General features: G+C 68.5%; 29 protein-coding genes. 13 read left to right on the top strand and 16 right to left on the bottom strand.

Features of this window, described 5'->3' with window-relative positions; genetic code table 11:
• Window position 1: 1 nt before the first annotated feature.
• From ASC46_RS12795 to ASC46_RS12780, 4 genes are all read left to right on the top strand, one after another.
• Window positions 2-973 carry a cell division protein FtsX gene (locus ASC46_RS12795; RefSeq protein ID WP_055459706.1) on the top strand — a complete coding sequence of 324 codons (972 nt, stop codon included), beginning with the start codon at window positions 2-4 and terminating at the stop codon, window positions 971-973.
• A gap of 77 nt (window positions 974-1,050) precedes the next feature.
• A complete protein-coding gene (locus ASC46_RS12790) occupies window positions 1,051-1,803 on the top strand; it encodes a YdcF family protein (protein WP_082464826.1) in 753 nt (250 codons plus the stop codon).
• Window positions 1,804-1,850: 47 nt separating this feature from the next.
• The gene (locus ASC46_RS12785; protein ID WP_055459705.1) at window positions 1,851-2,615 is read left to right on the top strand and encodes a lysophospholipid acyltransferase family protein; all 765 of its coding nucleotides are present in this window, start codon (window positions 1,851-1,853) and stop codon (window positions 2,613-2,615) included.
• Window positions 2,616-2,696: 81 nt separating this feature from the next.
• Window positions 2,697-3,128, top strand: coding sequence for a hypothetical protein (locus ASC46_RS12780; RefSeq protein WP_141659683.1), 432 nt, complete (start codon window positions 2,697-2,699; stop codon window positions 3,126-3,128).
• A 21-nt stretch (window positions 3,129-3,149) separates the two neighbouring features.
• Here the strand turns inward: ASC46_RS12780 and ASC46_RS12775 are convergent, their stop codons facing one another.
• Window positions 3,150-3,677 carry a gamma-glutamylcyclotransferase gene (locus ASC46_RS12775; protein ID WP_055459703.1) on the bottom strand — a complete coding sequence of 176 codons (528 nt, stop codon included), beginning with the start codon at window positions 3,675-3,677 and terminating at the stop codon, window positions 3,150-3,152.
• Window positions 3,678-3,812: 135 nt separating this feature from the next.
• On the opposite strand from ASC46_RS12775, the gene ASC46_RS12770 reads away from it, so the two are divergent.
• Window positions 3,813-4,889 carry a DUF2125 domain-containing protein gene (locus ASC46_RS12770; RefSeq protein WP_055459702.1) on the top strand — a complete coding sequence of 359 codons (1,077 nt, stop codon included), beginning with the start codon at window positions 3,813-3,815 and terminating at the stop codon, window positions 4,887-4,889.
• 12 nt (window positions 4,890-4,901) lie between these two features.
• On the opposite strand, the gene ASC46_RS12765 is transcribed toward ASC46_RS12770, so the two are convergent.
• Genes ASC46_RS12765 through ASC46_RS12755 form a run of 3 tightly spaced genes read right to left on the bottom strand, consistent with a single transcriptional unit; the run spans window position 4,902 to window position 7,859 of the window.
• Window positions 4,902-5,861, bottom strand: a complete 960-nt coding sequence (locus ASC46_RS12765) for a prephenate/arogenate dehydrogenase family protein (protein WP_055459701.1) — start codon at window positions 5,859-5,861, stop codon at window positions 4,902-4,904.
• A complete protein-coding gene (gene hisC / locus ASC46_RS12760) occupies window positions 5,854-6,966 on the bottom strand; it encodes a histidinol-phosphate transaminase (RefSeq protein WP_055459700.1) in 1,113 nt (370 codons plus the stop codon). The genes ASC46_RS12765 and hisC overlap by 8 nt, the downstream gene beginning before the upstream one ends.
• A gap of 14 nt (window positions 6,967-6,980) precedes the next feature.
• Window positions 6,981-7,859, bottom strand: a complete 879-nt coding sequence (locus ASC46_RS12755) for a chorismate mutase (RefSeq protein WP_055459699.1) — start codon at window positions 7,857-7,859, stop codon at window positions 6,981-6,983.
• Between the two features lie 252 nt (window positions 7,860-8,111).
• On the opposite strand from ASC46_RS12755, the gene metX reads away from it, so the two are divergent.
• Both metX and metW read left to right on the top strand, forming a co-directional pair.
• Window positions 8,112-9,281, top strand: a complete 1,170-nt coding sequence (gene metX, locus ASC46_RS12750) for a homoserine O-acetyltransferase MetX (RefSeq protein WP_055459698.1) — start codon at window positions 8,112-8,114, stop codon at window positions 9,279-9,281.
• Between the two features lie 2 nt (window positions 9,282-9,283).
• Window positions 9,284-9,919, top strand: coding sequence for a methionine biosynthesis protein MetW (metW, locus tag ASC46_RS12745; protein ID WP_055459697.1), 636 nt, complete (start codon window positions 9,284-9,286; stop codon window positions 9,917-9,919).
• An 82-nt stretch (window positions 9,920-10,001) separates the two neighbouring features.
• Here metW and ASC46_RS12740 read toward each other — a convergent pair whose 3' ends face one another.
• Entirely contained in the window at window positions 10,002-10,883 is an 882-nt protein-coding gene (locus ASC46_RS12740; protein WP_055459696.1) for an HpcH/HpaI aldolase/citrate lyase family protein, read from the bottom strand.
• Window positions 10,884-10,993: 110 nt separating this feature from the next.
• Here ASC46_RS12740 and ASC46_RS12735 point away from each other — a divergent pair, with 110 nt between their 5' ends.
• The 3 genes from ASC46_RS12735 (at window position 10,994) to ASC46_RS12725 (ending at window position 13,460) form a co-directional block, all read left to right on the top strand.
• Window positions 10,994-11,716: a DUF429 domain-containing protein gene (locus ASC46_RS12735; RefSeq protein ID WP_055459695.1), complete on the top strand. Its 723-nt coding sequence runs from the start codon at window positions 10,994-10,996 to the stop codon at window positions 11,714-11,716.
• Window positions 11,717-11,786: 70 nt separating this feature from the next.
• A complete protein-coding gene (locus ASC46_RS12730; protein ID WP_055459901.1) occupies window positions 11,787-12,752 on the top strand; it encodes a threonine/serine dehydratase in 966 nt (321 codons plus the stop codon).
• A gap of 21 nt (window positions 12,753-12,773) precedes the next feature.
• Window positions 12,774-13,460 carry a carbonic anhydrase gene (locus tag ASC46_RS12725; protein ID WP_055459694.1) on the top strand — a complete coding sequence of 229 codons (687 nt, stop codon included), beginning with the start codon at window positions 12,774-12,776 and terminating at the stop codon, window positions 13,458-13,460.
• Between the two features lie 159 nt (window positions 13,461-13,619).
• Here the strand turns inward: ASC46_RS12725 and ASC46_RS12720 are convergent, their stop codons facing one another.
• Complete coding sequence (locus ASC46_RS12720; protein ID WP_055459693.1) at window positions 13,620-14,654, bottom strand: aspartate-semialdehyde dehydrogenase; 1,035 nt, start codon at window positions 14,652-14,654, stop codon at window positions 13,620-13,622.
• 442 nt (window positions 14,655-15,096) lie between these two features.
• Between ASC46_RS12720 and ASC46_RS12715 the strand changes: the two genes are divergently transcribed.
• Window positions 15,097-16,068 carry a hypothetical protein gene (locus ASC46_RS12715; protein ID WP_055459692.1) on the top strand — a complete coding sequence of 324 codons (972 nt, stop codon included), beginning with the start codon at window positions 15,097-15,099 and terminating at the stop codon, window positions 16,066-16,068.
• 127 nt (window positions 16,069-16,195) lie between these two features.
• A complete protein-coding gene (locus ASC46_RS12710) occupies window positions 16,196-16,495 on the top strand; it encodes a hypothetical protein (protein ID WP_055459691.1) in 300 nt (99 codons plus the stop codon).
• A 183-nt stretch (window positions 16,496-16,678) separates the two neighbouring features.
• On the opposite strand, the gene leuB is transcribed toward ASC46_RS12710, so the two are convergent.
• From leuB to rplS, 10 genes are all read right to left on the bottom strand, one after another.
• Window positions 16,679-17,791: a 3-isopropylmalate dehydrogenase gene (gene leuB, locus ASC46_RS12705; protein ID WP_055459690.1), complete on the bottom strand. Its 1,113-nt coding sequence runs from the start codon at window positions 17,789-17,791 to the stop codon at window positions 16,679-16,681.
• Between the two features lie 105 nt (window positions 17,792-17,896).
• Window positions 17,897-18,292, bottom strand: a complete 396-nt coding sequence (locus ASC46_RS12700) for a VOC family protein (RefSeq protein ID WP_055459689.1) — start codon at window positions 18,290-18,292, stop codon at window positions 17,897-17,899.
• Window positions 18,293-18,313: 21 nt separating this feature from the next.
• Window positions 18,314-18,703, bottom strand: coding sequence for a RidA family protein (locus tag ASC46_RS12695; protein ID WP_055459688.1), 390 nt, complete (start codon window positions 18,701-18,703; stop codon window positions 18,314-18,316).
• 25 nt (window positions 18,704-18,728) lie between these two features.
• The gene (locus ASC46_RS12690; RefSeq protein ID WP_055459687.1) at window positions 18,729-19,355 is read right to left on the bottom strand and encodes a LysE family translocator; all 627 of its coding nucleotides are present in this window, start codon (window positions 19,353-19,355) and stop codon (window positions 18,729-18,731) included.
• Between the two features lie 128 nt (window positions 19,356-19,483).
• Window positions 19,484-20,089: a 3-isopropylmalate dehydratase small subunit gene (gene leuD, locus ASC46_RS12685; RefSeq protein WP_055459686.1), complete on the bottom strand. Its 606-nt coding sequence runs from the start codon at window positions 20,087-20,089 to the stop codon at window positions 19,484-19,486.
• A 103-nt stretch (window positions 20,090-20,192) separates the two neighbouring features.
• The gene (locus ASC46_RS12680; protein ID WP_055459685.1) at window positions 20,193-20,618 is read right to left on the bottom strand and encodes a metallopeptidase family protein; all 426 of its coding nucleotides are present in this window, start codon (window positions 20,616-20,618) and stop codon (window positions 20,193-20,195) included.
• 18 nt (window positions 20,619-20,636) lie between these two features.
• Window positions 20,637-20,891 carry a hypothetical protein gene (locus ASC46_RS12675; protein ID WP_055459684.1) on the bottom strand — a complete coding sequence of 85 codons (255 nt, stop codon included), beginning with the start codon at window positions 20,889-20,891 and terminating at the stop codon, window positions 20,637-20,639.
• 139 nt (window positions 20,892-21,030) lie between these two features.
• Complete coding sequence (gene leuC, locus ASC46_RS12670; protein ID WP_055459683.1) at window positions 21,031-22,434, bottom strand: 3-isopropylmalate dehydratase large subunit; 1,404 nt, start codon at window positions 22,432-22,434, stop codon at window positions 21,031-21,033.
• Window positions 22,435-22,605: 171 nt separating this feature from the next.
• The gene (locus ASC46_RS21260; RefSeq protein WP_157672335.1) at window positions 22,606-22,743 is read right to left on the bottom strand and encodes a hypothetical protein; all 138 of its coding nucleotides are present in this window, start codon (window positions 22,741-22,743) and stop codon (window positions 22,606-22,608) included.
• Window positions 22,744-22,960: 217 nt separating this feature from the next.
• The gene (rplS, locus tag ASC46_RS12665; protein ID WP_055459900.1) at window positions 22,961-23,347 is read right to left on the bottom strand and encodes a 50S ribosomal protein L19; all 387 of its coding nucleotides are present in this window, start codon (window positions 23,345-23,347) and stop codon (window positions 22,961-22,963) included.
• A 305-nt stretch (window positions 23,348-23,652) separates the two neighbouring features.
• Here rplS and topA point away from each other — a divergent pair, with 305 nt between their 5' ends.
• Window positions 23,653-26,304: a type I DNA topoisomerase gene (gene topA, locus ASC46_RS12660; RefSeq protein ID WP_055459682.1), complete on the top strand. Its 2,652-nt coding sequence runs from the start codon at window positions 23,653-23,655 to the stop codon at window positions 26,302-26,304.
• The last annotated feature ends 158 nt before the right edge of the window (window positions 26,305-26,462 follow it).

Raw genomic sequence — 26,462 nt, 5'->3', positions numbered from 1 at the left:
CATGATGCGCCGCGCCGAACAGACCACCGTCCAACCGGTCGCAGAGCCCGACCTCGGGCCGCTGCCAGAGACGCTGCGGCGCAACCAGCCGCTCGTCCCGGCCGATTCGGTCGCCGGCCGGGCGCTCGTCACCGTCATCGCCATCCTGACCTTCCTCGCCGCGCTCGCGGCCGGTGCCGCCGAGCTCGTCGCCGGCGCCTCGGCCGAATGGCGCTCCTCGATCTCGCGCGAGGTCACCATCCAGGTGAAGCCCAACACCCAGCGTGACATCGAGGCCGATGTCGCCACTGCCACCGCGGTGGCGGGTGCCGACCCGCAGGTCGATTCCGTCTCCGTCTATTCGAAGGAGGAGGCGGAGCGGCTGCTGGCGCCCTGGCTCGGCACGGGGCTCGACCTCGTCGAACTGCCGGTGCCGCGGCTTGTCGTCGTCCGCCTCAAGGGCGGCATCACGCCGGACCTTGCCGGCATGAAGCAGCAACTGGCCGAGCAGGTGCCGACCGCGAGCCTCGACGATCACCGCCTGTGGATCGCGCGCCTGTCGACCATGGCGGGCACCCTCGTCGTCATCGCGCTCGCCATCGTCGGCCTGGTGCTCACGGCGGCGGCGCTGGCCATCGCCTTCGCGACGCGCGGGGCCGTGGCGAGCAGCCGCGAGATCCTGGAGGTGCTGCATTTCGTGGGCGCGGATGACCGCTTCATCGCCCGCGAGTTCCAGCTGAGGTTCCTCGGCCTCGGCCTCAGAGGTGGGGCCATTGGCTGCCTCGCGGCCATCCTGCTCATCGCGGCGCTCGGCTTTCTCGCCGGCTACTGGCGCGCGAGTCCGGGCGGCGATCAGATCGAGGCGCTGTTCGGGGCTTTCGACATCGGCTGGCGCGGCTATGGCGCCGTCGTCGTGGTGGCGGCGATCGTCGCCGCCGTGACGGCGCTCGTCTCGCGCGTCACGGTGCGCCGTCACCTGAGTGGGCTGGGCTGACAACGCGTGGCTGTGCGCGCTTTCTGCCTAGTGCCCGCCGCATTCGTCGTTATGCTTCGCGGCGAAAGGTTGAAAGCATGAGCGTCGTGGGCAACGAGCCGGTCGCGGTCGATCCTGCCGAAGGCGAGCCGTCCGCCGTGGCGACGGCAGTGCCCCCGCGGCGCGGCAGGGGATGGCTGGTGCTGCGCCGTGGCGTGGCTGCGGCCGGCCTTCTCGCCTGCCTTGCCTTCGCCGTCGGTTTCTTCGTGTTCACCGACATGGTCGGGCGCGCGGAGCGGCGGGTGAACGCGAGCGCCGATGCCGTGGTGGCCCTGACCGGCGGCGCCCAGCGCATCGCCGATGCTGCCGACCTGCTGAAGCAGGGCTATGCCCGCCGTCTCCTGATCAGCGGCGTCAACAAGCACACGACGCCGGCCCAACTCGCCGATCTCAACCCGGAACTCGGCGATCTCGTCGACTGCTGCGTCGATCTCGACTACCGGGCGCGCAATACGATCGGCAACGCCATCGAGACGCGGCGCTGGGTGCAACAGCACGCCTTCCGCTCGCTGATCGTGGTGACGTCGAACTACCACATGCCGCGCTCGCTGGTGGAGCTCGGCAATGTCCTGCCCGAGACCGAACTCGTGCCGCATGCCGTCTCGGCCGACCGCATCGACACAGAGCGGTGGTGGCGCGACCCCGTGGCCGCGAAGCTGCTCTTCATGGAATATCTGAAGTATCTCGTCGCGGTGGCGCGCACCTATGTGGAGCGCGATCCGGAAGATTCGCGCGTCGCGGTCTTCGTCGGCGGCCGCAAACCGGTTGCGACCGTTCCCGTGCTGCGCTAGGCGGTCAGCGGCGCGCCGGCCCGCGCGCGCAGATGCCGCCGGATGCCATGCTCGCTCTCCGTTCCCTCGCCTTCAACATCGCCTTCTACGCCAACCTCGCCGTGTGGCTCGTCATCTGCCTGCCGACGATGCTCCTGCCGCGGCGCGCCCTGATGGCGGTGGCGCGCGGCTGGGCCCGGAGCTCCCTGTGGCTCCTGCGCGTCATTGCCGGCACGCGTCTCGAGGTGCGCGGCCTCGCCAACATCCCGCAGGGGGGCTGCCTCGTCGCCTGCAAGCACCAGTCGATGTGGGAGACCTTCGCGCTCGTTCCCTTCTTCTCGGATCCCACCTTTATCCTGAAGCGGGAGCTCATGTTCATCCCCTTCTTCGGCTGGTACCTGTGGAAGGCCGACATGGTGCCCGTGAACCGGCGCGGCGGCGCGCGGGCGATGGTGCGCATGACCGAGAAGGCGGCCGAGGAGGCGCGCGACGGCCGCCAGATCATCATCTTTCCCGAGGGCACGCGCCGGCCGCCGGGCGCCGAGCCCGCCTACAAATACGGCATCGCCCATCTCTACGGCCGGCTCGGCGTGCCGTGCCTGCCGGTCGCCCTCAACTCCGGCCTCTACTGGCCGCGCCGGCGCTTCATCCGCCGGCCCGGCACCATCGTGGTCGAGTTCCTGCCGCCGATCCCGGCCGGCCTGCCGCGCGACAGCCTCGTGCCGGCGCTGGTCGAAGCGATCGAGCCCGTCGCCCGCCGCCTCCATGCCGAAGGCCTTGCGGAGATCGGCGGGACCATCCAGCCGGCACCGGAGCGGGCGGAGGCCCCGTGATCAGCTGAAGCCTCGGCGCTTGACAACATGGTTAATTTGTTCTCTCTTTGTCCGGAACAAATAGGGAACATGGAGCCGGATATGAGCGCAGTCGTCCAATTTCCCATGCACATGGCGCGCCGTCCCGTCGCGCGCCCGTTGGCCCGCCCGCTCGTTGCGGGGCGCCGGGCCGTGCAGGACGAGGCCCTCCACGTCGCCTCGGGCGGCGATCTCCTGCCGCTGCGTGCCTGGCGCGGGCGCTCGGGGCGCCGCTATGTCGTGTCGGTTTATCCGATGACGGCCATGTGGCAGGAGGCGCATCTCGACGCCGTGCTCATCGCCGTCGCCCGTGACGGTGAGGCGCGCCGCATCGTCGGGGTGCGCGATTCCTCCCCGCTCTCGCCCGAGGGCTTCGACGGCGCCTGGTTCGGGCAGATGCGCGCCTGCGGCGCGGTGGAGCTCCACGTCCACCTCCTCGCCACCAGCGCCGGGGAACGCGCGGCCGTCGCGCGGGACCTGCGCCCCTTCCAGTGATCCGGCGTTGCGGGGCTGGCGTCAGCGCAGCTGCGCGGCCAGCCAGGCGAGCGTTGCGTCATGCACGTCGAGCGCCATGAGGTGCTCGTAAGTGTTCAGCACATATTCGGGATTGGGGCCAGACTGGCCCATGCCCTGTCGCACGATGGCGAGCAGCGCCTCGCGCGGCAGCTCCCCGGCATATTGGCGGTGCCGACGGTCCGCCACATAGGTGAGGGCGGTCACGTGCCTGCCGTCGTCGAGGCGCACCGGCAGGTAGCGCTCCAGATAGACGGCCGTCGCCTGTTCCCGTGCCCTCAGATAGGCGATCGTTTCGGCGACCTCCGGCCGCGGCACGCGGAAGGCTACCCCCTTGCAGGCGCCGCCGCGATCGAGTCCGAGGACGAGGCCCGGCCGCTCCGGGGTGCCGCGATGGACGTGCGAATAGATGCACAGCGAGCGCCGGTAGCCGGCGAGCCGGGCGGGAAAGCGGTCGATGAAGGGAAAGCCGGGCCGCCACATCAGCGAGCCATAGCCGAAGACCCACAGATCGCCCGATTCGTGGCCCATGCCCTTCCGTCTCGTCGATGAACCGTCTCGTCGATGACAGGCCGTTTCCGCCGACGCCGAGAGCTTGCCCGCGCCGCCGCTTGGCCGCAAGCCGGGTAACAGCTAGGAAGGGGCGGTGCAACAAGGGAGAGGGTGTTGAACCAAAGCGAACAGGTCGACAGCAGCCTGGCCGGCGTGCGCCGCAGCCGCTGGGGGCTCTATCTTCCGGTCGTGCTGCTGGCGCTGCTCGTCGCCGGCTGGTCCGTCTTCTGGTTCAGCGCGCGCGCCCGGGCCCTCGAGACGGTCGAATTGTGGCTGGCACGCGAGGCGGCCGAGGGGCGCCGCTGGTCCTGCCCGCAGCGCTCGGTTGGAGGCTTTCCCTTCCGCTTCGAGCTGCGTTGCGAGAACGCCACCTTCACGGGCGAGACCAACATCGGCCCTGCCACGGGCGAGCTGAAGCGCTTCCTCGCGGTCTCGCAGGTCTATCGCCCGCAGCACGTTATCCTGGAGGTCGAGGGGCCGCTCGTGGCGCGCAGCACGGTCAACGATGCCGGCCTGACGCTGGACTGGCGGCGCTTCGATGCGAGCGTTGTCATCGCCGACGATCTACCCGAGCGGATCGCCGTGAGCATCGCGGAGCCGACGCTTACGGTGAGCGCGCCTGATTCGACTGGGGGCCGTTTCCAGGCGGAGGCCATGGAATTCCATGCCCGGCGTGCGCCCGAGCGCCCCGGTGCCTATGACCTCGCGCTTGATCTGCGCAAGGCAAGTGTGCCCGAGCTAGACGCCCTTCTCGCGACCTCGGACGCCGCGGACATGACATTGCGCGCAACGGTGACCGATGCCGAGATATTGGCCCGTGGCGCCACCCCCACCCGCCTGGAGGCCTGGCGGGAACGCGATGGGGCGGTGGAGCTGACCCGCCTTGCCCTCGTCAAGGGCCCGCAGTCGCTGGAGGCAAGCGGAAGGCTCGGGATCGATGTGCTGCATCGGCCGGAGGGCACCATCGATGCGTCGGTGGCAGGCCTCGAGGGGTTGCTCTCGCGCTTCGGCATCGGCGGCAACGGACTCGGCGGCCTCATCGCCGGAGGTCTCTCCGTGCTCGGCGGCGGCAGGGCCGATGCCCAGGCTCCGGGTGCGCCGGGGATGACCAGGCTGCCGCCCATCCGCTTCGCGGACGGGCGGATCCTCCTCGGTCCTTTCCAGGTGGGCACGGTCGCGCCGCTGCGCTGAGCGGCGGGCCGGTCACTGCCCGTCGCCGTCTCCGCCCCGCCGGCGGCCGAAGTCCGGTTCGGCCGTCTCCTGGCCGACGGCGATGATGTTGCGGCGGATGGCGCGCGTGCGCGTGAAGAGGTCGAACAGCGCCTGCCCGTCGCCCCAGCGGATGGCCCTCTGCAGCGCCGCGAGATCCTCGTTGAAGCGGCCGAGCATCTCCAGCACCGCCTCCTTGTTGTTGAGGAAGACGTCGCGCCACATGGTCGGGTCGGACGCGGCGATGCGCGTGAAATCGCGAAAACCGCCGGCCGAGAATTTGATCACCTCCGACTGGGTGACTTCTTCGAGGTCCGCCGCCGTCCCGACGATGTTGTAGGCGATGAGGTGCGGCACATGGCTGGTGATGGCGAGCACCAGGTCGTGGTGCTGCGCCGTCATCACCTCGACATTTGAGCCGAGCGCGCGCCAGAAGCTGCGCACGGCGTTGACCGCAGCGGGATCGGCGTCCTCCGGCGGGGTCAGGATCGACCAACGATCGATGAAGAGCGTCGCAAAGCCTGCATCGGGGCCGGAATGCTCGGTGCCGGCGACGGGATGGGCGGGAACGAGATGAACGCCTGCCGGTATGTGCGGCGCAAGCTGGGCAAAGGCTGCGCCCTTGACCGAGCCGACGTCGGAGACGATGGCACCGGACTCGAGCTGCGGCGCGATGGCCTCGGCGACGGCGCCATAGGCGCCGACCGGCACGCACAGGATGACCAAATCGGCTCCGGAGACCGCCGCGGCGGCATCGGTGGTCGCGATATCGGCGAGGCCAAGCTCCCGCACACGCGCCGTCACCTCGGGCGAGGCATCGGCGGCGACGAGCGTGCCGGCGAGCTTCAGGTGGCGCGCCGCCCGCGCGATCGAGGAGCCGATGAGGCCGAGGCCGATGAGAGTGATCCGCTCGAAGAGCGGCGTGTCACGCGGCGGGCCGAGACGGTCAGGCATCGCCCCCTCGCAGGAAATCGGCGAGCGCCGCGACGACGAGGCGGTTGGCCTCGGCCGTGCCGATCGTCAGGCGCAGCGCGTTCGGCAAGCCATAGGCGCCGACCCCTCGCAGGATCAGCCCGCGGGCCGAGAGGAAGGCATCTGCCGCCCTGGCGCCGCGCTTCGCCTCGTCCGGGAAGTGGATGAGCAGGAAGTTGCCGACGCTCGGGGTGACGGAAAGGCCGAGCTTCTCGATCTCCCGCGTCAGCCAGGGCAGCCATTCCTCGTTGTGCGCCACGGAGGCCGCGATATGCGCGTCGTCGGCAAGCGCGGCGATGCCGGCCTCCAGCGCCGGGGCGCCGATGTTGAAGGGGCCGCGGATGCGGTTCAGCGCGTCGGCGACATGCGCCGGCATGTAACCCCAGCCGAGGCGAAGGCCTGCAAGCCCGTAGATCTTCGAGAAGGTGCGCGTCATGACGACGTTATCGCTCGTCGCCACCAGCTCGAGCCCGGAGGCATAGTCGTTGCGCCGCACATATTCGGCGTAAGCCGCGTCGAGCACCAGGAGAACGTGCGGCGGCAGGCCGGCGTGCAGGCGCTTGACCTCGTCGAAGGGGATGTAGGTGCCTGTCGGGTTGTTGGGATTGGCGAGGAAGACGATCTTCGTCCGCTCGGTGACCCGCGCGAGCAGGGCATCGACATCGGTCGTCAGGTTCTTCTCCGGCGCCACCACCGGCGTGCCGCCGGCCGCCAGGATGGCGATACGGTAGACGAGGAAGCCGTGCTCGCTGAACAGGCCCTCGTCGCCCGGGCCGATATAGGCGTGGGTCAGGAGGTTGAGCAGCTCGTCCGAGCCGGCGCCGCAGACGATGCGGCCGGCGTCGAGACCGTATTTGGCGGCGATCGCATGGCGCAGGCGCGTCGCCGATCCGTCCGGATAATAAGCAATGTGATCGGCAGCGGCGCGGACGGCGGCGATCGCATGCGGGCTTGGGCCGAGCGGCGTCTCGTTGGAGGAGAGCTTATAGACCTTCTCGACGCCGGCCGCGGCGCTCTTGCCGGGGACATAGGCGTCGATGCTGAGCACGCCGGGACGAGGCTCGGGACGGGCCGTGACGATGGCCATTGCAATGGGCTCCGCTATCGGACGGGGGAAGAAGAGGCGCCGCCGCCCTGTGAGGGCGCCTCGGGAACGACGAACCGGGCCGCATGGCTGCCGATCTCGGCAAGATGCGCGCGCCCGGCACCGGCGCCGGTCAGCGCCTCTTCGAGGGCGGCAAGCGTCACCGTGCCGGGCATGGAGAGGAGAAGCGAGAGGCCGCCGGCAATGCCGGCCGAGCCGAGCACCTCGGCACCGAGGGCGGAAATGGCGGCAGGGACGGTGTCACGCCATCGCTCCACCCGCGCCGAGACGAGCACGATCTCGCGCACGGCAGCATCGGCCACTGGCTTCGACACGACGAAGACCGGGGTCGCCGCCGGATGATCGGGCCGCTCGATGAACGGCAGGCGCGCAATCACCTTGGGCGCGCCCGCGCCTGTGAGCCGCGCCCACCAGGCGCCCGAGGCGGTACCCTGGTCCGGACGGAAGATGCCGAGATCGCCCTTCGAGGCGGCGACGGCGGCGATCACCTCGGCAGCGCTCGCGTGGGGCACGTAGGGCACGGTGAAGCCGAAGTGGAAGCGCGCGGAATCGCGCATCGGCGCGTCGCCGCCGGAGATGTCGGCATGCACGCGATAGGGCGCCTGCACATAGGTGAAAGTGGCGATGATGACGCGCAGGATGCTCTCGGCCGTGTCGAGCGGCAGGATGCCTCGGTGGCGCGCGGCCAGGCGGCGCATCATGTCCGCCTCGCGCCCGGGGCGGAAGGCGGAGCCCGATTCCTGCGTCTTCTTGACCGCGATCAGCCGGTCGATGATTTCGCCGCGCTCCATCAGCAGACGGTGCATCGCCTCGTCGATGCGGTCGATGTCCTGCCTGAGGGCGGCGAGGTTGACGTTTGGCAGGGTCCGCGACATGTTCCGATCCGCATGAGCTGCCGTCCCGCACGCCATCGCGGGCCAGCAAAGCCGGTCTTGTAGAACGCGGCGCGGCGGAACGCAAAGAGATCGGTGTCGGTACACCATTGCCTTCGACGTATGGCGGCCGCGCATCCGTCTTGCTGCCTTTGCCGTTGACGAGCGGCCCTTTCGTTCACTAGGAAAACGGTTCGGTAAAACGAACGGAGCGCCGCGCGGGTCGGACCGCTCCGGAACGTGTCGGGTGAGGCGATGGTCCAAGGTGCAGTCGCACGCCAGCTGGGGGCTTCGCAGGTGGACGATCCGGCGAGTCCGGTCGCACGCTTCGGGCCGGACAGGCCGCTCGTCATGGACTGCGGCGTCGCTCTGGCGCCCTGGCAGATCGCCTATCAGACCTATGGCGAACTCAATGCCGCGCGGTCCAATGCGGTACTCGTCTGCCATGCCCTGACGGGCGACCAGCACGTCGCCAACCCGCATCCCGTGACTGGCAAGCCGGGCTGGTGGGAAACCATGGTGGGTCCCGGCCGGCCCATCGACACCGACCGCTTCTTCGTCATCTGCGCCAATGTCGTTGGCGGCTGCATGGGCACCACGGGCCCGGCCTCCCTCAACCCGGCGACGGGCAAGCCGTGGGGCATCGACTTTCCCGTCGTCACCATCCGCGACATGGTCCGCGCACAGGCGATGCTCGTCGATCACCTCGGCATCGACACGTTGTTCTGTGTGGCGGGCGGCTCCATGGGCGGCATGCAGGTGCTGCAATGGGCGGCAAGCTATCCCGAGCGCGTCTTCTCGGCCATGCCGATCGCCGCCGCCGCCATCCATTCTGCCCAGAACATCGCCTTCCACGAGGTCGGCCGCCAGGCGGTGATGGCCGATCCCGACTGGCGCCACGGCCGCTATCTGGAGGAGGGTGTAAAACCCGCCAAGGGCCTCGCCGTGGCGCGCATGGGCGCGCACATCACCTATCTCTCCGAGAAGGCGCTGCATCGCAAGTTCGGCCGCCGCCTGCAGGACCGGGAGGCGCCGACCTTCTCCTTCGATGCCGATTTCCAGGTGGAGAGCTACCTGCGCTACCAGGGCGAGGCCTTCGTCGAGCGCTTTGACGCCAACAGCTATCTCTACGTGACGCGGGCGATGGACTATTTCGACCTCGCCGCCGACCATGGCGGCGTGCTGGCCAATGCTTTCCGCGGCACGAAGACACGCTTCTGCGTCGCCTCTTTCACTTCGGACTGGCTGTTCCCCACGTCCGGCTCGCGGGCCGTTGTCCATGCGCTCAACGCTGCGGGAGCCTCCGTCAGTTTCGTCGAGATCGAAAGTGACAAGGGGCACGATGCCTTCCTGCTCGACGAGCCTGAACTCTTCGCCACCACCGGCGGCTTCCTCGCCGCCGCGGCGCGGGCACGGGGGCTGTGATCATGGATGCGACGACAGCCTTTCCGGACCAATTGCCTGTTCGTTCCGACCACCGGCTCGTCGCCGACATGGTCGAGCCGGGGGCACGGGTGCTCGATGTCGGCTGTGGCGACGGGGCGCTGCTCGCGCTGCTCATGCGCGAACGCGGCGTCGACGGGCGCGGCATCGAGATTTCCCGTGAAGGAGTCAGCCAGAGCGTCGCGCGCGGCCTCTCCGTCATCCAGGGGGATGCCGACACGGACCTTGCCGACTATCCGGACGATTCCTTCGACTACGTGATCCTGTCCCAGACCATCCAGGCGACGCGCCAGCCGCGGCAGGTGCTGGAGCACATGCTGCGCATCGGCCGCCGGGCCATCGTCTCCTTTCCCAACTTCGGCCACTGGCGCATCCGCCTCGAGCTCGGCCTCAAGGGCCGCATGCCGGTGACGGAGAAGCTGCCCTATTCCTGGTATGACACGCCCAACATCCACTTCTGCACGATCCGTGACTTCGTGGCGCTGTGCGACGAGGTGGGTGCGCAGATGGAGCGGGCCGTGGCGCTCAACGCCAGCGGCGAGCCCGTGCGCGTCAGCGTGCCCTGGTGGGTGTGGAACCTCTTCGGCGAGAACGGCGTGTTCCTGTTGCGCCGGCGGTGACTGGCAGCGTCTCCATTCCTGTTGGGCCCCCACACACCCCGCAAGTGAGGCGGGGAGTGGCAGGCATTTGCCGCGGTAGGGCTCATTCCCGCGCTGCGATCGCTTCGGCGAGGCTCACCGTGCGCCGTGCCATCGCCGCATGCAGGCGTTCGACCATGCGCCCGTCAAGGTTGATGGCGCCCTTGCCGGCGTTCTCGGGCGCATCGAAGGCGGCGATGATGGCGCGGGCGTGCGCCACCTCGGCCTCCTCCGGCGCGAAGGCGGCATTGGCCGCCGCGATCTGGCCAGGATGGATCAGCGTCTTGCCGTCGAAGCCCATGTCGCGGCCCGCGGCGCATTCGGCCGCGAAGCCGTCCGCATCGGAGAGATTGTTGTAGACGCCGTCGAGGATCGAAAGCCCGTGTGCGCGCGCTGCGGCAAGGCTTGTGGCGAGCCAGGGCAGCATGGGCGCGCGGCCGGGCACGAGCCGCGCCCCCGTCTCCTTGGCGAGATCGTTGGTGCCCATGACGAAGCATTCGAGGCGCGTCGCCTGGTCGGCCGCTGCCGCGGCGATCTCGGCAATGTTCAGAATCGCGAGCGGCGTCTCCACCATCGCCCAGATGCGGATCTTGTGCGGGGCGCCCGCTGTCGCCAGCCGGCGGCCGACCGTGGCGAGCACCGCCGGGGTCGACACCTTGGGCAGGAGGATGGCATCGGGCACGCAGGCGATGGCAGCGGCCAGGTCCTCCTCGCCCCACGGCGTGTCGAGGCCGTTGACGCGCACGATCACCTCGCGCGGGCCGAAGCCGCCGGCCGTGACGGCTGCCGACACCTGGGCCCGCGCCGCCTCCTTCGCCTCCGGCGCCACGGCATCCTCGAGGTCGAGGATGACGACGTCGGCCGGCAGGCTGCGCGCCTTCTCAAGGGCCCGGGCGTTCGAGCCGGGCATGTAGAGCGCGCTGCGGCGCGGGCGGATCTCGGTCATGGGCGGGAATGCTCCTTTTCGGCGCTGCAGCATAACGCCTCGACGCCGCCGCGCCACTCATGCAAAAGGTGAATGCTGCCTGTGGACAGGCGGGGTGCGGAGAACGCGGCATGTGGCTGGCGGGGGTCGACGGTTGTCCGGGCGGATGGGTTGCGGCGCTGGCGCCTGCCGCAAAGCCTTTCGTGCCTCGCCTCCTCGTCGTGCCACGGTTCGAGGATCTCTTCAGCCTCGTGGACGCGCCAGCTATCGTGGCCGTTGACATGCCCATCGGCCTGCCGGAGCGCGTCGGTCATGGCGGGCGAGGCCCGGAGGCGTTGGTGCGGCCACTGCTCGGTGGGCGCCAGTCGAGCGTGTTTTCCGTGCCGTCACGCGCAGCTGTCCACGCCGGTGACTATGCCGCCGCCTGCGCCACCGCACTCTCGACTTCCGATCCGCCGCGGCGGGTGTCGAAACAGTGCTTCCATCTCTTTCCGAAGATCCGAGAGCTCGACGCGCTGCTGCGCGGCCGGCCGGATCTCGCCGGCCGGGTGTTCGAGGCCCATCCCGAGGTCGCCTTCTGGCGCCTCAACGGCGAACGGGCGCTCGACCAGCCCAAGAAGGTCAAGGGCCGCCCCTGGCCGGCGGGCCTCGCCCTTCGTGAACGCCTCCTGCGCGCCGCCGGCTTCGGCGACGGCGCGTTCGGCCTGCGCCCGCGCGGTACGGGCCCGGACGACGTGCTCGACGCCCTCGCCAATCTCACCGTGGCCCTGCGGATTGCCTGTGGCGAAGCCCGCAGCTTCCCCGATCCGCCCGGCCGTGACGGCGCGAATTTACCAGTATCCATCTGGACATAAGACAAGCCACGGAGGGTTGGAGGCGTCGCTCCCAGCCGCTATGGTCCGCGCGACCACGGAGGAGAAATCCATGCACGGCACTCTGGCCGAAGGCCCGCTCCCGCGTGCTTCAATCGAGGCCGCCCATGAGAGGATCCGGCCCCACATCCGCCGTACGCCTGTCATCGACCTTGCCGCCGGCGATCTCGGGCTCGAAGGCCCGGTCAATATCAAGCTGGAACTCCTCCAGCACGCTGGCTCCTTCAAACCGCGCGGCGCCTTCAACACGCTCCTGTCGCTGCCCGTACCGGGGGCGGGCGTTGCCGCCGCCTCGGGCGGCAACCATGGCGCGGCGGTGGCTTATGCCGCGATGAAGCTCGGCTTGAAGGCACGTATCTTCGTGCCCGAGATTTCCAGCGCCCCGAAGATCGCCGCTATCCGAGCCTTCGGCGCCGACATCGTCATCGGCGGCGCCCGCTATGCCGACGCCCAGGACGCCTGCGACAGCTACGTGGCCGACAGCGGGGCGCTGCGCATTCACCCCTTCTCCGCCGTCGAGACGATTGCCGGTCAGGGCACGGTCGGGCGTGAGTGGGAAGAGCAGGTGCCGGATCTCGATACGGTGCTCGTCGCTGTCGGCGGTGGCGGGCTCATCGCCGGTATCGCCTCCTGGTGGTTCGGCGGCAAGGTCAAGGTCGTCGGGGTAGAGCCGGAGGGCTCATGTGCGTTGCACGCCGCGCTCGCCGCCGGGGCGCCCGTCGATGTGCCGGTCGAGTCGGTAGCGGCCGATTCGCTCGGCGCCCGCAACGTCGGGCCGCTCGTCCATGCCATCTCATCGCGTGCCGTCGAGCGCGTCGTGCTTGTGCCTGACGAAGCGATCATCGAGGCGCAGCGCCGCCTCTGGCGCGGCCTCAGAATCGCTGCCGAGCCGGGTGGGGCCACGGCGCTTGCCGCCGTCCTCGCCGGCGCCTATGTGCCGGCCCGTGGCGAGCGGCTCGGCATCCTCGCCTGCGGCAGCAACGTCGATCTCGCCACCCTTGCGGCACTCGCCGCCTGATATCCAAGGAGGACCCGGCACATGGCAAGCGCCCCCTTCCCGAAACGGCTGACGGACGGTTACACATCCTTCGTGCACGAACGCCTGCCGCGCGAGCGCGACCGCTTCGAGCATCTCGCCGAGAAGGGCCAGAGGCCGGAGATCATGATCATCGGCTGCTGCGACTCGCGCGTCTCTCCGGAGGTCATCTTCGACGCCGCGCCGGGCGAGATGTTCGTCGTGCGCAACGTTGCCAACCTCGTGCCGCCCTACGAGCCGGACAAGGTGTCTCACCACGGTACCAGCGCCGCGCTTGAATTCGCCGTCCAGGCGCTGAAGGTGAAGCACATCGTCGTGCTCGGCCACGCCCATTGCGGCGGCATCCGCGCTTTCGCAGGGGAATCCGAGCCGCTCTCGCCCGGCGATTTCATCGGCAAGTGGATGGACCTCATCGCCCCGGCAGCGGAGCGCCTCGGCCCGCGCCGCGGCGGGGAGGCCGAGACGGATTATCTGCGCAAGCTCGAATATGCCGCCATCGAGAACAGCCTCGCCAACCTCATGACCTTTCCCTGCGTGCGCATCCTGGTGGAGAAGGGTCGGCTGGCGCTGCATGGCGCGTTCTTCGGCGTCGCCACGGGCCATCTGCTCGTGCGTGATCCCGAGACAGGCGCCTTCGCACCGGTGATCGCGGACCTGCCGGGGCGGGTGTCGGCGATCGGCTGCACGTAAGAAAGACCGCCGTCATGCCCGCGCCTGTCGCGGGCATCCACGCCAGGACGGGTGCGCAAGGCTCAAAGACATGGATGGCCGGGACAAGCCCGGCCATGACGAAAAGATCAGTGGTCATTGAACAGGCAACGGCATGCGCGCCGTCGCGCGAGTGCCCGGTCAGGCCGCCTTCTTCTTGGCTGTGATCAGCTTGCGGTTGGCGAGGCACTCGGCGATTTGCACCGCGTTGAGGGCTGCACCCTTGCGCAGGTTGTCGGAGACGATCCACATGGCGAGGCCATTCTCCACAGTGCCGTCCTCGCGGATGCGGCTGATATAGGTGGCGTCCTCGCCCGCCGCCTCGTGCGGTGTGATGTAGCCGCCGGGCTCCCGCTTGTCGACGACGAGGCAGCCGGGGGCCGAGCGCAGGATGTCGCGCGCCTCGTCAGCCGTGATCGGCTTCTCGAACTCGATGTTCACGGCCTCCGAATGGCCGATGAACACCGGCACGCGCACGCAGGTGGCGGTAAGCTTGATCTTCGGGTCGAGGATCTTCTTCGTCTCGGCCGTCATCTTCCACTCTTCCTTCGTGAACCCGTCCTCCATGAACACGTCGATATGGGGGATGAGGTTGAAGGCGATGCGCTTGGTGAACTTGTTGTTCTTCACCTCGCCGGCCGAGAAGATGGCGCGCGTCTGGTCGAAGAGCTCGTCCATGCCCTCCTTGCCGGCGCCGGAGACCGACTGGTAGGTCGACACGACCACGCGCTTGATGCCGGCGGCATCATGCAGCGGCTTCAGCGCCACGACGAGCTGCGCCGTCGAGCAGTTCGGATTGGCGATGATGTTGCGCTTGGTGAAGCCCGCGACGGCATCGGCATTCACCTCGGGCACGATCAGCGGCACGTCGGCGTCGTAGCGGAAGGCCGAGGAATTATCGATGACCACGACGCCCTGGGCGCCGATCTTCGGCGCCCATTCGCGCGCCACATCGCCGCCGGCCGACATCAGGCAGATGTCGACATCGGAGAAGTCGTAGGTCGCGAGGTCCTTCACCTTCAGCGTCTTGTCGCCGTAGGAGACCTCCTGCCCGATGCTGCGGCGCGAGGCGAGCGGCACGACCTCGTCGGCCGGAAAGGCGCGCTCGGCCAGGATGTCGAGCATCTCCCGGCCCACATTGCCGGTGGCGCCGACGACAGCGACCTTGAAACCCATCACGTTGTCTCCTCGAACTTCTCGCTTCTCCCCCCTTTGGACGTCGTGCACCGTCTCGGGCGCCTCCTCTCGCCCCGTGGGGAGAGGACCGGGGGGACGAGCGGACTGTCAGCCGGCCGTTTTGGCCGTCAGCGTGGCTTTCGTTTTCGTCAGCGTGCTGAGCGCAAGCAGCGAAGCCATGGAAAGTCCGTCGGTTCCAGTCGCGGCCGAACGAGAGCGAGCCGCACCCGTCTCTGCACCACGGCGGGCGTGTCCTGTCAAGCGCGACGTGGATGCACGGCGCGGCCCGTTAACGTTACTGCAGGCGGCTACCCGTCAACGGGTCGTTGACTCTCCTTGGAGATGGCCGCGTGGCGGTAACTGATGGTCAGGCATATGCGGTGAGCCTTGTCCGCTACGACACCGGAAAACCTTCGGCAACAGAAGGGCAGGGAGCGTGTCCATGACGCGATATCACCAAGGCCGTGCGGCGGGGCCGCCCATGCCGCACCTGTCGTCAGGCGACAGGCTCTACGAGGAATTGGACCGGCCGGTGCGCCGGCGGCCGCGGCGCAGTGCCGCGGCGCGCCTGAAGCGCACGCTCCTGTCCGGGCTGTTCGTCGTCGCCCTTGCCGGCGGCGCCTATGTCCTTCAGGCCGCGAAGGGGCCTGACGGCGCCGGAGTCGGTGACGCACAGGCGGACGTCAGGCTCGCGGAGGATGCAGCGGTGCCGGCGACGCCCGGCCTCGACGCCGCCGTGGCGCGCCCCATCTGGATCCGCGCGAGCGCGCCCGTGCCCGTGTTCTCGCTCGCGGCCTCGGGCATCGGCCCCGGCTTCGGCGACAGGGAACGCAGCTACGAGGCCCAGCATCACGGCCTCGGCGGGCAGGAGGATATTATCGGCATCGGGCGTTTCGCGACGCCGGGCCCGCATCTGCGCCTGTCGGTCTATCGGCCGGGCGGGGAGGCGGGCACTCCGTCCAGTTTCTTCGTCGACATGGTGCGGGCCGCTTCGGAGGCGGGACTCGCCGTCTCCCGCACGTCGGTGCCGCGTGGTGTCACGACGAAGCTGGGCACCATGGAGGTTGCGGAAGCGCAGCTGGTCGGCCATGGCGTCGTGCGCAGTTGCTCCGCCTTTCGCCTGCTGCATGCTGCACCAGCCCTCCGCCTCAGCGGCTGGGTCTGCGGCGCCGATGACAGGCCGCGCGCCGACGCCGCCTTGCGCTGCGTCATCGACGGCCTCGAGCCGGCCGCCTCGCTTGATGACGGAGGCCTGAAGGCTCTGTTCCATGCGGCAAGGCCGGCCGCCACCTGCGGCGCTGCGCCGCGCGTGGCGGAGGAGGCGCTGGCGGCCGATGGTATCGCGGAACTGCTCGCGACCTCGGCCGACGTGCCCTTGCCGCCGGTCCGGCCGGCCTCCTTCGGGCGCACGTGAGCCGCCCGTCACCGCAAGTTGAGCGCCGGGACGGGCGTGTGATGGTCGGCGGCGGCGCCCTTCACGGGCCGTTATGCTATTCTGTGACTAATGGCCGCGCCGATATGGCAAGCGAAGGTTCAGCACCATGCGTCATCTCACCATCATCCTGTCGGCCGCTGCCATGGCGGCCTCCTGTCTTGCCGTCGCCGGTGAGGCATACGCCCAGAGCCGCGTGCGCACCATCACGGTGACGCCGCGCAGCTATCTCGATCCCGGCAAGGTCGTGCCGGTCGGGTCCATGTCAAACTACGTGCTCTCGGGCCAAAGCCATGCCTCGCCCGTCTATGCCAACGTGCAGGAGAAATTCGGCTCCACCGTGCTGCCCCCGCGCATCGGCGGCGGTCGCAATCCCTTCGGCGCGATTGACTTCCAGGCGTCGCGCTGAGGGGGGCGTCATGCCCGCGCTTGTCGTGGGCATCCACGCCTTGAAAGCTCAAGCAAGATCGACGGCGTGGACGGCCGGGACAAGCCGGGCCATGGCGCACGCAAGTTCCTTGCCGCTAAGATAGAGACAACGAAAAAGCCCGGCCGGACGGCCGGGCTTCGTCGTTGCAGGCTGCGTCCGGCCTCAGCCGGCGAGCTTTTCCATTTCCCTAACGATAGCGTCGCCCACCTCGCCGGTGCCCGCGGCATTGACGCCAGGCCCGGCGATGTCCTTGGTGCGCAGGCCGCCGTCGAGGACGTTGGCGACGGCCTTCTCCAGCATGTCGGCTTCTTTCACGAGGCTGAAGGAATAACGCAGCGCCATGGCGAAGGAGCCGATCATGGCGATCGGGTTGGCAAGGCCCTTGCCGGCGATGTCGGGGGCCGAGCCGTGCACGGGCTCGTAGAGGGCCTTGCGCTTGCCGGTCGCGGGATCCTCGGCGCCGAGCGAGGCCGACGGCAGCATGCCGAGCGAGCCGGTCAGCATGGCCGCCACATCGGACAGGATGTCGCCGAACAGGTTGTCGGTGACGATGACGTCGTACTGCTTCGGGTTGCGCACCAGCTGCATGCCGCAGTTGTCGGCGAGCACGTGCTCCAGCTCCACGCCCGGATACTCGTTCTTGTGGACGCGGGTGACGACCTCGTTCCACAGCACGCCGGTGCGCATGACGTTGCGCTTCTCGGCCGAGGAGGCCTTGTTGCGGCGCACCTTGGCGAGCTCGAAGGCGACGCGGGCGATGCGCTCGATCTCATGGGTCGTGTAGAGCTGCGTGTCGACGGCGCGCTTCTCGCCGCTCTCCAGCGTCACGATCTCCTTCGGCTCGCCGAAATAGACGCCGCCGGTGAGCTCGCGCACGATGACGATGTCGAGCCCCTCGACCAGCTCGCGCTTCAACGACGAGGCATCGGCCAGGGCCGGATAGCAGATGGCCGGGCGCAGGTTGGCGAACAGGCCGAGCTCCTTGCGCAGGCGCAGGAGGCCCGCCTCGGGGCGGTGCTCGTAGGCCACCTTGTCCCACTTCGGCCCGCCGACGGCGCCGAAGAGCACGGCGTCCGCCGCCTGCGCGCGGTCCATGGCGGCGTCGGTGATGGCGACGCCATGCGCATCATAGGCGCAGCCGCCGACGAGGTCCTTCTCCGTCTCGAAGCGGGCGATGCCGGTCTTCGTGAACCAGCCGACGAGTTTCTCGACCTCGGCCATGACCTCGGGGCCGATGCCGTCGCCGGGGAGGAGAAGGAGATTGTAGGACGCCATGATGCCCTCGTGTTGCGCGGAATGAGATGGGTCGCGCAGCCTTTTGCTGCGCGGGTGCGGGTTTGGCAAGGCGTTCCGGCGCATGGCTCGCGCCGGCCGGCCCGCTCAGCGATAGCGGCCGTGGCGCTCGAGCACCTCGATCTTGTAGCCGTCCGGATCGGTGACGAAGAAGAAGCGCGCCATCAGCGCCCCGTCGCGGAAAAACTCCTTGACCGGCTGGGGCGTGAGGCCGGCGTCGGTGAAGCGGGCATGCTCGGCGTCGAGATCCTCGACCGCGACGGCGAGGTGGCCGTAGCCGTCCCCGAGCGCATAGGGCTCGCTGCGGCCGTGGTTGACGGTGAGCTCGACCTCGAAATCGGCCTCGGCATTGCGCAGGTAGACGAGCGTGAAGCCGTCGAAGACGAAGCGGTCGGCGATCTTGAGGCCGAAGGCCGTCTCGTAGAAGGCGACAGAGCGCGCCTCGTCGAGCACGCGGATCATGGTGTGGATGGCTTTGGCCACGGGTGGGGCTCCGTTTCGTCGTCAGGTGCGGCGCTTCAGTGCCGTTACCTCGATCTCGACCTTCATTTCGGGCTTCAGCAGGCCAGCGACGACGAGGAGCGTCGCGGCCGGGCGCACGTCGGCCAGCACTTCACCACAGACCGTGAGCAGCGGCTCGGCATGGGCGACATCGGTGACGTAATAGGTGGCGCGCACGATGTCGGCGAGGGAGAGGCCGGCCTCCTCCAGCGTGCGTGCGATGGTCGCCCAGCAGTTGCGCGCCTGCGCGGCCGCATCCTCCGGCATCGCCATCGTCGCGTAGTCGTAGCCGGTCGTGCCGGCGACGAAGGCGAAGGGCTCGTCGATCACGGCACGCGAATAGCCGTAGGCTCTTTCGAAGGGAGAGCCGGTGGAGATCAGCCGCCGCGTCATGCGGATGGTCCTCTCGTATCGGGGGTCAGGCGGTGGGGCGGCGGGTCAGCGCCAGCATGATGCCGAAGCCGATCATCAGACTGCCGCTGACGCGGTTGAAGAGCTTCAGCGCCCGTCGCCCACGCGTCAGGGAGCGCAGGCGCCCGCCGAAGGCGGCATAGGCGGCGATGGCGACGACCTCAAGCGCGATGAAGGTCGCGCCCATGACAAGGAAACTCAGCGCATGATTGCCACTGTCGAGGAACTGCGGGAAGAAGGCGGTGAAGACGAGGATCGCTTTCGGGTTGCCGGCGGCCACCCAGAATTCCTGCAGCGCCAGCCGGCCGAGCGGCGTGCGCGCGCTCGTCTCGAGCGTCGTGAGCTCGGGAGCGCCGGCGCGCAACAGGCGGAAGCCCAGATAGACGAGATAGGCTGCGCCCGCCCATTTGACGACGCTGAACAGCATCTCCGACGTCGCCAGCACCGCGCCGAGGCCGAGCGCGGCGATGACGATCATGATGGCGAAGGCGACGAGCCGCCCGCCGGCCGCGGCGGTGGCGCGCCAGACCCCTTCGCGTGCGCCGTTGGTCAGCGAGAGCAGGTTGTTCGGTCCGAAGGCCATGTTGATGGCAAAGCAGGCCGGCAGGAAGACGAGGTAGGTGTCGAGGTTCATGCCGTCCGTCTCCGCTGTTCGTCGAGACAGGTTGAGAACCCGGACAGGCCGGGCTCGTGGCAAATTCTCTTCGCGCTTGCTGAAAGAGGGAGCCGCCGCCTCTCACGTCGCCGCCCCTCGCGCCCCTCTCAGAGCCAGGGATGCACGGTCGCAGTCTTCTTCTCGTAGGCCTCGATGCTCGGGGCCTTCTCCATGGTGAGCCCGATGTCGTCGAGCCCGTTGAGCAGGCAGTGCTTGCGGAAGGCGTCGATCTCGAAACTGACCTTGCCCCCGTCCGGTCCGCGGATCTCCTGCGCCTCGAGGTCGATGGTCAGCGTCGCGTTGGCGCCGCGGCGGGCGTCGTCCATCAGCTTGTCGAGGTCTTCCGGTGACACCGTAATGGGCAGGATGCCGTTCTTGAAGCAGTTGTTGTAAAAGATGTCGGCGAACGAGGTGGAGATCACGCAGCGGATGCCGAAGTCGAGCAGTGCCCACGGCGCATGCTCGCGCGAGGAACCGCAGCCGAAGTTGTCGCCCGCGACAAGGATCTGCGCCTTGCGGTAGGCAGGCTTGTTGAGCACGAAGTCGGGATTCTCCGAACCGTCCTCCTTATAGCGCATCTCCGCGAACAGACCCTTGCCGAGGCCTGTGCGCTTGATGGTCTTCAGATACTGCTTCGGGATGATCATGTCGGTGTCGACATTGACGATCTCGAGCGGCGCCGCGACGCCCGTCAGGGTGGTGAACTTCTCCATCTTTCGCTCTTCTGTCCGTCTGCGGCCGCCGCGGCGACCTTGTTTGCCCAGTGTCATACCAAAGCCGGCCTGGCGCGCCTAGCGCAGCCGGCGGCCGCGCCGGTCACCCCGCCGCGGCCTCGATCGCTTCCATGTCCTCGTCCGAGAGGCCGAAGTGGTGGCCGATTTCGTGCACGAGGACATGCGTGACGAGGGAGCCGAGCGTCTCCTCATGCTCGGCCCAGTAGTCGAGGATCGGCCGGCGGTAGAGGAAGACCATGTTGGGCATCTGCCCCGACATCGGCACCGCGCCCTGCTGGGCAAGGCCGTAGCCGCGAAAGAGGCCGAGGAGGTCGAACGGGCTCTCGCAGCCCATCTCCTCCATGGTTTCCTCGTCCGGGAAGTCCTCGACGCGGATGAGGACGCCGTCGCACAGGCGGCGGAAATCTTCCGGCAGGGCGTCGAAAGCCGTCTGGGCGAGGTCCTCGAAGGCATCGATGCCCGGGGCCGTCAGGCCGTGCAGGTGGTCTGTGTTCCGGCTCGTGCTCATGGGCCCCGTTTCCATGGGTCAGTGTGCCAGCTGTTGTATCAGCGCATAGGCGAGATAGACGAGGAGCACGAGGCCGAGGAGGCGGCCGATACGCTTGCCCCACACCTCGATGCGGTCGTCGTCCGGATGGTCCGCGTCGCGGCCAGAGAAATGCGCGCCGAGGCGCCGCGTCGCGCGGCCGAGGGAGGATGAGGCGAGCGTCTCGCTGTCCCGCTCCACCCGGTCCAGTGCGTCACGCGCCTCGCGCTGCCGCTTCTCGTCATCGCCTGTCATCGCGACCACCTTGCAGGCCTCGCTTCCGGCGCCCCGCGTCGCTGCACCGCAGCGTCGCGGGCCGGGATGTCGCCATGATCGTTTTCGTGCCTTCGCAAGAGGACGACCCTGCCCCCGGCCGTCCCCCTGCGCGCCGGCCTCAGCCGAAGCTGCGCACGTCCACGAAATGGCCCGCGATCGCCGCCGCCGCCGCCATGGCGGGGGAGACGAGATGGGTGCGGCCCTTGAAGCCCTGCCGTCCCTCGAAGTTGCGGTTCGAGGTGGAGGCGCAGCGCTCGCCGGGCTTCAGCTTGTCGGCATTCATGGCCAGGCACATGGAGCAGCCGGGCTCGCGCCAGTCGAAGCCGGCCGCCTTGAAGATCTTGTCGAGACCCTCGGCCTCCGCCTGCATCTTCACGAGGCCGGAGCCCGGCACGATCATGGCGTTGACGTTGGGGTTGACTGCCTTGCCAGCGACGATGCGCGCCACCTCGCGCAGATCCTCGATGCGCCCGTTGGTGCAGGAGCCGATGAAGACGCGGTCGAGCGCGATGTCGGTGATCTTCGTGCCCGGCTTCAGGCCCATGTATTCCAGCGCTCGCCACTTCGACTGGCGTTTCGTCTCCTCCTGGATGTCATCCGGGTTCGGCACCACGCCGTTGATCGAGATGACGTCCTCCGGGCTCGTGCCCCAGGTGACGATCGGCGGCAGATTCGCCGCGTCGAGTCGAATGACGGCGTCGAAATGGGCGCCCTCGTCCGTCCGCAGCGTCTCCCAGAAACGCACGGCCTCGGCCCAGGCCGCGCCCTTCGGGGCCTTCGGCCTGTCCTTAAGATAGGCGTAGGTCTTCTCATCCGGCGCCACGAGGCCGGCGCGGGCGCCGCCCTCGATCGACATGTTGCAGACGGTCATGCGGCCTTCCATCGACAGCGAGCGGATCGCCTCGCCGGCATATTCGATGACGTGGCCGGTGCCGCCGGCGGTACCGATCTCGCCGATGATGGCGAGGATGATGTCCTTGGCCGTGACGCCCTCGGGCAGGGTGCCGTCGACCTGGACCAGCATGTTCTTCGCCTTCTTCTGGATCAGCGTTTGCGTGGCGAGCACGTGCTCCACCTCGCTGGTGCCGATGCCGTGGGCGAGGGCGCCGAAGGCGCCGTGGGTCGAGGTGTGGCTGTCGCCGCACACGATCGTGGTGCCCGGCAGGGTGAAGCCCTGTTCGGGGCCGACGACGTGGACGATGCCCTGACGCTGGTCGAGCTCGTTGTAATATTCGACGCCGAAGTCGCGCGCATTGTCGGCGAGCGTCGCCACCTGCAGCGCGCTCTCGGGATCCTCGATGCCGTGCGAGCGGTCGGTGGTCGGCACGTTGTGGTCTACGACCGCGAGTGTCTTCTGCGGCGCGCGCACCTTGCGGCCAGCGACGCGCAGGCCCTCGAAGGCCTGCGGCGAGGTGACCTCGTGCACGAGGTGGCGGTCGATGTAGATGAGGCAGGTGCCGTCGGGCTGGGTGTCGACGACGTGATCGTCCCAGATCTTGTCGTAGAGGGTGCGCGCTGTCATGGGCTTTCGGCTTCTCATGCTGTGATGGCGGCTGCCATCGGTGCTCTTGTCGCTTGGATGTCCCGCCTCCGTTTCGCCGGCCGGGACATGTTCACCCGCGTCACGGGCCGCTCCTGCGGCCGTCCCCCTCGCGGGGCGCGGTGCCTGGCGGGCGCCCTGACGGGCACCGGCTCAGGCGCGGCGAAGGTCGGCGATCGTGCAGGCCAGGAGGCGCGCGAAGAAGCGCCACGGCAGGCGGGCATGATCGTGCAGCGCCGCAAATTCCTGCGTCGTCGGCAGCGGCTGCGACGTCAGACGGCAACTCGTCACGTCGGGCCGGCATATGGAGCGCCCGCGCCTCATCATTCCGCGCCGTTTTTAACAGATCAAAACGGCAGCGACAACGCGCCCGCGCGCTCTGCCTTGGCATGGCTCCCGCGCGAGCCGCGCCGAAGCCGGCGATGGAAATGAAAAAGCGCGGCGAGAGGCCGCGCTTCCTGAACGTCCCGGTGCCGGCGGTGGTGCCGCCGGCCATGATCGAGCGGGATCACTCGCTGGCGTTGTTTTCGGCGCGGCGCTCTGCGCGCTCGGTGATGCGGGCCGACTTGCCGCGGCGATCGCGCAGGTAATAGAGCTTGGCGCGCCGCACCTTGCCGCGACGCACGACCTTGATCGACTCGACCAGCGGCGAATAGAGCGGAAACACGCGCTCGACGCCCTCGCCATAGGAGATCTTGCGGACGGTGAAGCTCTCGTTGATGCCGCCGCCATCACGGGCGATGCACACGCCCTCATAGGCCTGCACGCGGCTGCGCTCGCCTTCCTTGACGCGCACGTTGACCTGCACCGTGTCGCCGGGCTCGAAGTCCGGGATGGACTTGGCTTCCGTGAGCTTGGCGATCTGTTCCCTGTTGATCTCTTCGATGATGTTCATGTCGATCACTCCTGCCGGCATGCCCGAAGGGAAGGTCCCGCGGACACGAGCGTTTCGGCGACGCTGTTTTGAGTTGGTGGCGCCCTATACACGAGGCGTTCGCCCTTGTCGATAAGGGCTGCGCGAGAAAGGGCGCAAAAGCGCTGGTTCCAACGCAGCGGCCCCGCCGGCGCCGTGCGCCTCTTGCGCCGCTGTCATCGCCTTGCCATTTGACTCCGCGCCCCCTTTCACTCAACTAGTCCGCCCGCCGGCCGTGTTTGCGCCGGCCGCCCGCATTTTCTCGAAGGCTCGCCGAGGAATTCTTGATGAAAGTCGTTGTCGTCGAATCCCCCGCCAAGGCTAAGACGATCAACAAGTACCTCGGCAAGGACTACGAGGTGCTGGCCTCGTTCGGGCACATCCGCGACCTGCCGGCCAAGGACGGCTCGGTCGATCCCGAGGCCGATTTCGCCATGGTCTGGGAACTGGAGGACCGCGGGTCGAAGCGCGTGTCCGACATCGCGAGGGCGGTGAAGGGGGCGGACAAGCTCATTCTCGCCACCGACCCGGACCGAGAGGGCGAGGCGATCTCCTGGCACGTCGTCGAGGCGCTGACCCAGAAGAAAGTGCTGAAGGACGTGGCCGTCGAGCGCGTCACCTTCAACGCCATCACAAAGGATGCGGTGCTGGAGGCGATGCGCCAGCCGCGCCAGATCGACCAGGCGCTGGTCGATGCCTATCTCGCCCGTCGTGCGCTCGACTATCTCGTCGGTTTCAACCTCTCACCGGTGCTGTGGCGCAAGCTGCCCGGCGCCCGTTCCGCCGGGCGCGTGCAGTCGGTGGCGCTGCGCCTCGTCTGCGACCGCGAGCGCGAGATCGAGACCTTCGTGCCGCGCGAATACTGGTCGCTCGTCGTCGTCCTCAAGACGGACGCGGGCGCGACCTTCGAGGCTCGCCTCGTCGGTGCCGACGGCAAGAAGATCGCCCGTCTCGACATCGGCCAGGGCGAGGAGGCTGAAGCCTTCAGGAAGTTGCTCGAGACGGCGGCTTTCCGTGTCACCGCCGTCGAGGCCAAGCCCGCCAAGCGCCACCCGCAACCGCCGTTCACGACCTCCACCCTGCAGCAGGAGGCCTCGCGCAAGCTGGGCTTCGCCCCGGCGCGCACCATGCAGCTCGCCCAGCGGCTTTACGAGGGCGTCGAGATCGGCGGCGAGACGGTCGGTCTCATTACCTATATGCGTACCGACGGCGTCGACATGGCCCCGGAGGCGGTTGCCGGCGCCCGCCGCGTCATCGCCAAGGAGTTCGGCGACGCCTATGTACCCGGCGTGCCGCGCAAGTATACGACCAAGGCCAAGAACGCGCAGGAGGCGCATGAGGCGGTACGCCCCACCGATCTCGGCCGCCTCCCCGCCATGGTGGCGCGCCAGCTCGACCCCGATCAGGCGCGGCTCTACGAGCTCATCTGGACCCGCACCGTGGCGAGCCAGATGGAATCGGCCGTTTTCGAGCGCACCACGGTCGATATCGAGGCAAGGGCCGGCGGTCGCCTTCTCGAGCTGCGCGCCACCGGCCAGGTGGTGACCTTCGACGGCTTCCTGAAGCTCTACCAGGAAGGCCGCGACGACGAGGAAGATGAAGAGAGCCGCCGCCTGCCTGCCATGAAGGCCGGCGATGCCCTCGAGAAGCGCGAGATCCGCGCGACGCAGCATTTCACCGAGCCGCCGCCGCGCTATACCGAGGCGAGCCTCGTCAAGCGCATGGAAGAGCTCGGCATCGGCCGGCCCTCGACCTATGCGGCCGTGCTCGCCGTGCTCAAGGAGCGCGGCTATGTCGAGATCGACAAGAAGCGCCTCGTGCCCGAGGACAAGGGCCGGATCGTCACGGCCTTCCTCGAGAGCTTCTTCCGTCGCTATGTCGAATACGACTTCACGGCCGACCTCGAGGAGCAACTCGACCGTGTCTCCAACAACGAGATCGACTGGAAGACGGTGCTGCGCGATTTCTGGCGCGACTTCATCGCCGCCATCGACGAGACGAAGAGCCTGCGCATGAGCGAGGTGCTCGACGCCCTCAACGAGGAGCTCGGGCCGCACATCTTCCCGAAGAAGGCGGACGGCAGCGACCCGCGCGCCTGCCCGAGCTGCGGCACGGGTCAATTGTCGCTGAAACTCGGCAAGTTCGGCTCCTTTATCGGCTGCTCCAATTATCCGCAGTGCCGCTACACGCGCCAGCTCGCCGCGAACGGAGACGGTGAGGCGAGCGCCGCCGCCGACAGCCGCCCGCGCACCCTCGGCAAGGACCCTGAGACGGGGCTCGACGTCACGCTGCGCGACGGCCGCTTCGGCCCCTATGTGCAACTCGGGGAAGGCGACAAGCCCAAGCGCCAGACCCTGCCCAAGGGCCTTGCGCCGGATCTCGTCGACCTCGAGAAGGCATTGAAACTGCTGTCGCTGCCGCGCGAGGTCGCGACGCATCCCGAGAGCGGCAAGCCGATCCTTGCCGGCATCGGCCGCTTCGGGCCTTACGTCCAGCACGACAGAACTTATGCCAATCTCGGCAAGGACGACGACGTGCTCGACATCGGTGCCAACCGGGCCATCGACCTGATCATCACGAAGGAGCAGGGCGGCGGACGCCGCGGCGGCGCGGCCGAGCCGGGCCGGGTGCTGGGCGAAGAGCCGGAGAGCGGCAAGCAGCTCAGCGTCAAGGCCGGCCGCTACGGGCCCTACGTCACCGACGGCACGACCAACGCCACCCTGCCCAAGAGCATGGACAAGGACGCCTTGACGCTGGAGGAGGCCATCGCCCTCATCCGCGCCAAGCGCGCCTCCGGCGGCGGCAAGGAGGCATCGGCGAAGAAGCCGGCCGCCAAGAAGGCTCCTGCGAAGAAGGCTGCTGCAAAGAAGCCGGCTGAAAAGGCGCCCGCTAAAAAGGCAGCCGGCAAACCAACGAAGAAGGCGGCAGCGGGGGAATAGCGGTCGGCAGCTTCTTCTCCCTTGGGACATGAACGACCGAACGGCATAGACACTGCCGGCCGGCCTTCTTCCCCTGATGCTGACCGAACCGGGAGCGCACCGCTCCCGCCGTCATGGCCGGGCTCGTCCCGGCCATCCACGTCTTTGACGTTGCACAG

It is taken from the genome of Chelatococcus sambhunathii, assembly GCF_001418005.1.
GTDB classification, from domain to species: Bacteria; Pseudomonadota; Alphaproteobacteria; order Rhizobiales; family Beijerinckiaceae; genus Chelatococcus_A; species Chelatococcus_A sambhunathii.
This window is presented reverse-complemented; position numbering and strand designations above follow the sequence as displayed.

What these genes read in the sequence shown, in the direction of transcription:
- metX (WP_055459698.1), top strand. Translation starts at nt 8,112, where the DNA reads ATGGTCCAAGGTGCAGTCGCACGCCAGCTGGGGGCTTCGCAGGTGGAC.
- ASC46_RS12690 (WP_055459687.1), bottom strand. Translation starts at nt 19,355, where the DNA reads ATGAACCTCGACACCTACCTCGTCTTCCTGCCGGCCTGCTTTGCCATC.
- leuC (WP_055459683.1), bottom strand. Translation starts at nt 22,434, where the DNA reads ATGACAGCGCGCACCCTCTACGACAAGATCTGGGACGATCACGTCGTC.
- ASC46_RS12720 (WP_055459693.1), bottom strand. Translation starts at nt 14,654, where the DNA reads ATGGGTTTCAAGGTCGCTGTCGTCGGCGCCACCGGCAATGTGGGCCGG.
- ASC46_RS12765 (WP_055459701.1), bottom strand. Translation starts at nt 5,861, where the DNA reads ATGCCTGACCGTCTCGGCCCGCCGCGTGACACGCCGCTCTTCGAGCGG.
- ASC46_RS12795 (WP_055459706.1), top strand. Translation starts at nt 2, where the DNA reads ATGATGCGCCGCGCCGAACAGACCACCGTCCAACCGGTCGCAGAGCCC.
- ASC46_RS12740 (WP_055459696.1), bottom strand. Translation starts at nt 10,883, where the DNA reads ATGACCGAGATCCGCCCGCGCCGCAGCGCGCTCTACATGCCCGGCTCG.
- topA (WP_055459682.1), top strand. Translation starts at nt 23,653, where the DNA reads ATGAAAGTCGTTGTCGTCGAATCCCCCGCCAAGGCTAAGACGATCAAC.
- ASC46_RS12780 (WP_141659683.1), top strand. Translation starts at nt 2,697, where the DNA reads ATGAGCGCAGTCGTCCAATTTCCCATGCACATGGCGCGCCGTCCCGTC.
- ASC46_RS12725 (WP_055459694.1), top strand. Translation starts at nt 12,774, where the DNA reads ATGGCAAGCGCCCCCTTCCCGAAACGGCTGACGGACGGTTACACATCC.
- rplS (WP_055459900.1), bottom strand. Translation starts at nt 23,347, where the DNA reads ATGAACATCATCGAAGAGATCAACAGGGAACAGATCGCCAAGCTCACG.
- leuD (WP_055459686.1), bottom strand. Translation starts at nt 20,089, where the DNA reads ATGGAGAAGTTCACCACCCTGACGGGCGTCGCGGCGCCGCTCGAGATC.
- hisC (WP_055459700.1), bottom strand. Translation starts at nt 6,966, where the DNA reads ATGGCCATCGTCACGGCCCGTCCCGAGCCTCGTCCCGGCGTGCTCAGC.
- leuB (WP_055459690.1), bottom strand. Translation starts at nt 17,791, where the DNA reads ATGGCGTCCTACAATCTCCTTCTCCTCCCCGGCGACGGCATCGGCCCC.
- ASC46_RS12755 (WP_055459699.1), bottom strand. Translation starts at nt 7,859, where the DNA reads ATGTCGCGGACCCTGCCAAACGTCAACCTCGCCGCCCTCAGGCAGGAC.
- ASC46_RS12680 (WP_055459685.1), bottom strand. Translation starts at nt 20,618, where the DNA reads ATGAGCACGAGCCGGAACACAGACCACCTGCACGGCCTGACGGCCCCG.
- ASC46_RS12675 (WP_055459684.1), bottom strand. Translation starts at nt 20,891, where the DNA reads ATGACAGGCGATGACGAGAAGCGGCAGCGCGAGGCGCGTGACGCACTG.
- ASC46_RS12735 (WP_055459695.1), top strand. Translation starts at nt 10,994, where the DNA reads ATGTGGCTGGCGGGGGTCGACGGTTGTCCGGGCGGATGGGTTGCGGCG.
- ASC46_RS12710 (WP_055459691.1), top strand. Translation starts at nt 16,196, where the DNA reads ATGCGTCATCTCACCATCATCCTGTCGGCCGCTGCCATGGCGGCCTCC.
- ASC46_RS12775 (WP_055459703.1), bottom strand. Translation starts at nt 3,677, where the DNA reads ATGGGCCACGAATCGGGCGATCTGTGGGTCTTCGGCTATGGCTCGCTG.
- ASC46_RS12715 (WP_055459692.1), top strand. Translation starts at nt 15,097, where the DNA reads ATGACGCGATATCACCAAGGCCGTGCGGCGGGGCCGCCCATGCCGCAC.
- ASC46_RS12785 (WP_055459705.1), top strand. Translation starts at nt 1,851, where the DNA reads ATGCTCGCTCTCCGTTCCCTCGCCTTCAACATCGCCTTCTACGCCAAC.
- metW (WP_055459697.1), top strand. Translation starts at nt 9,284, where the DNA reads ATGGATGCGACGACAGCCTTTCCGGACCAATTGCCTGTTCGTTCCGAC.
- ASC46_RS12790 (WP_082464826.1), top strand. Translation starts at nt 1,051, where the DNA reads ATGAGCGTCGTGGGCAACGAGCCGGTCGCGGTCGATCCTGCCGAAGGC.
- ASC46_RS12730 (WP_055459901.1), top strand. Translation starts at nt 11,787, where the DNA reads ATGCACGGCACTCTGGCCGAAGGCCCGCTCCCGCGTGCTTCAATCGAG.
- ASC46_RS12695 (WP_055459688.1), bottom strand. Translation starts at nt 18,703, where the DNA reads ATGACGCGGCGGCTGATCTCCACCGGCTCTCCCTTCGAAAGAGCCTAC.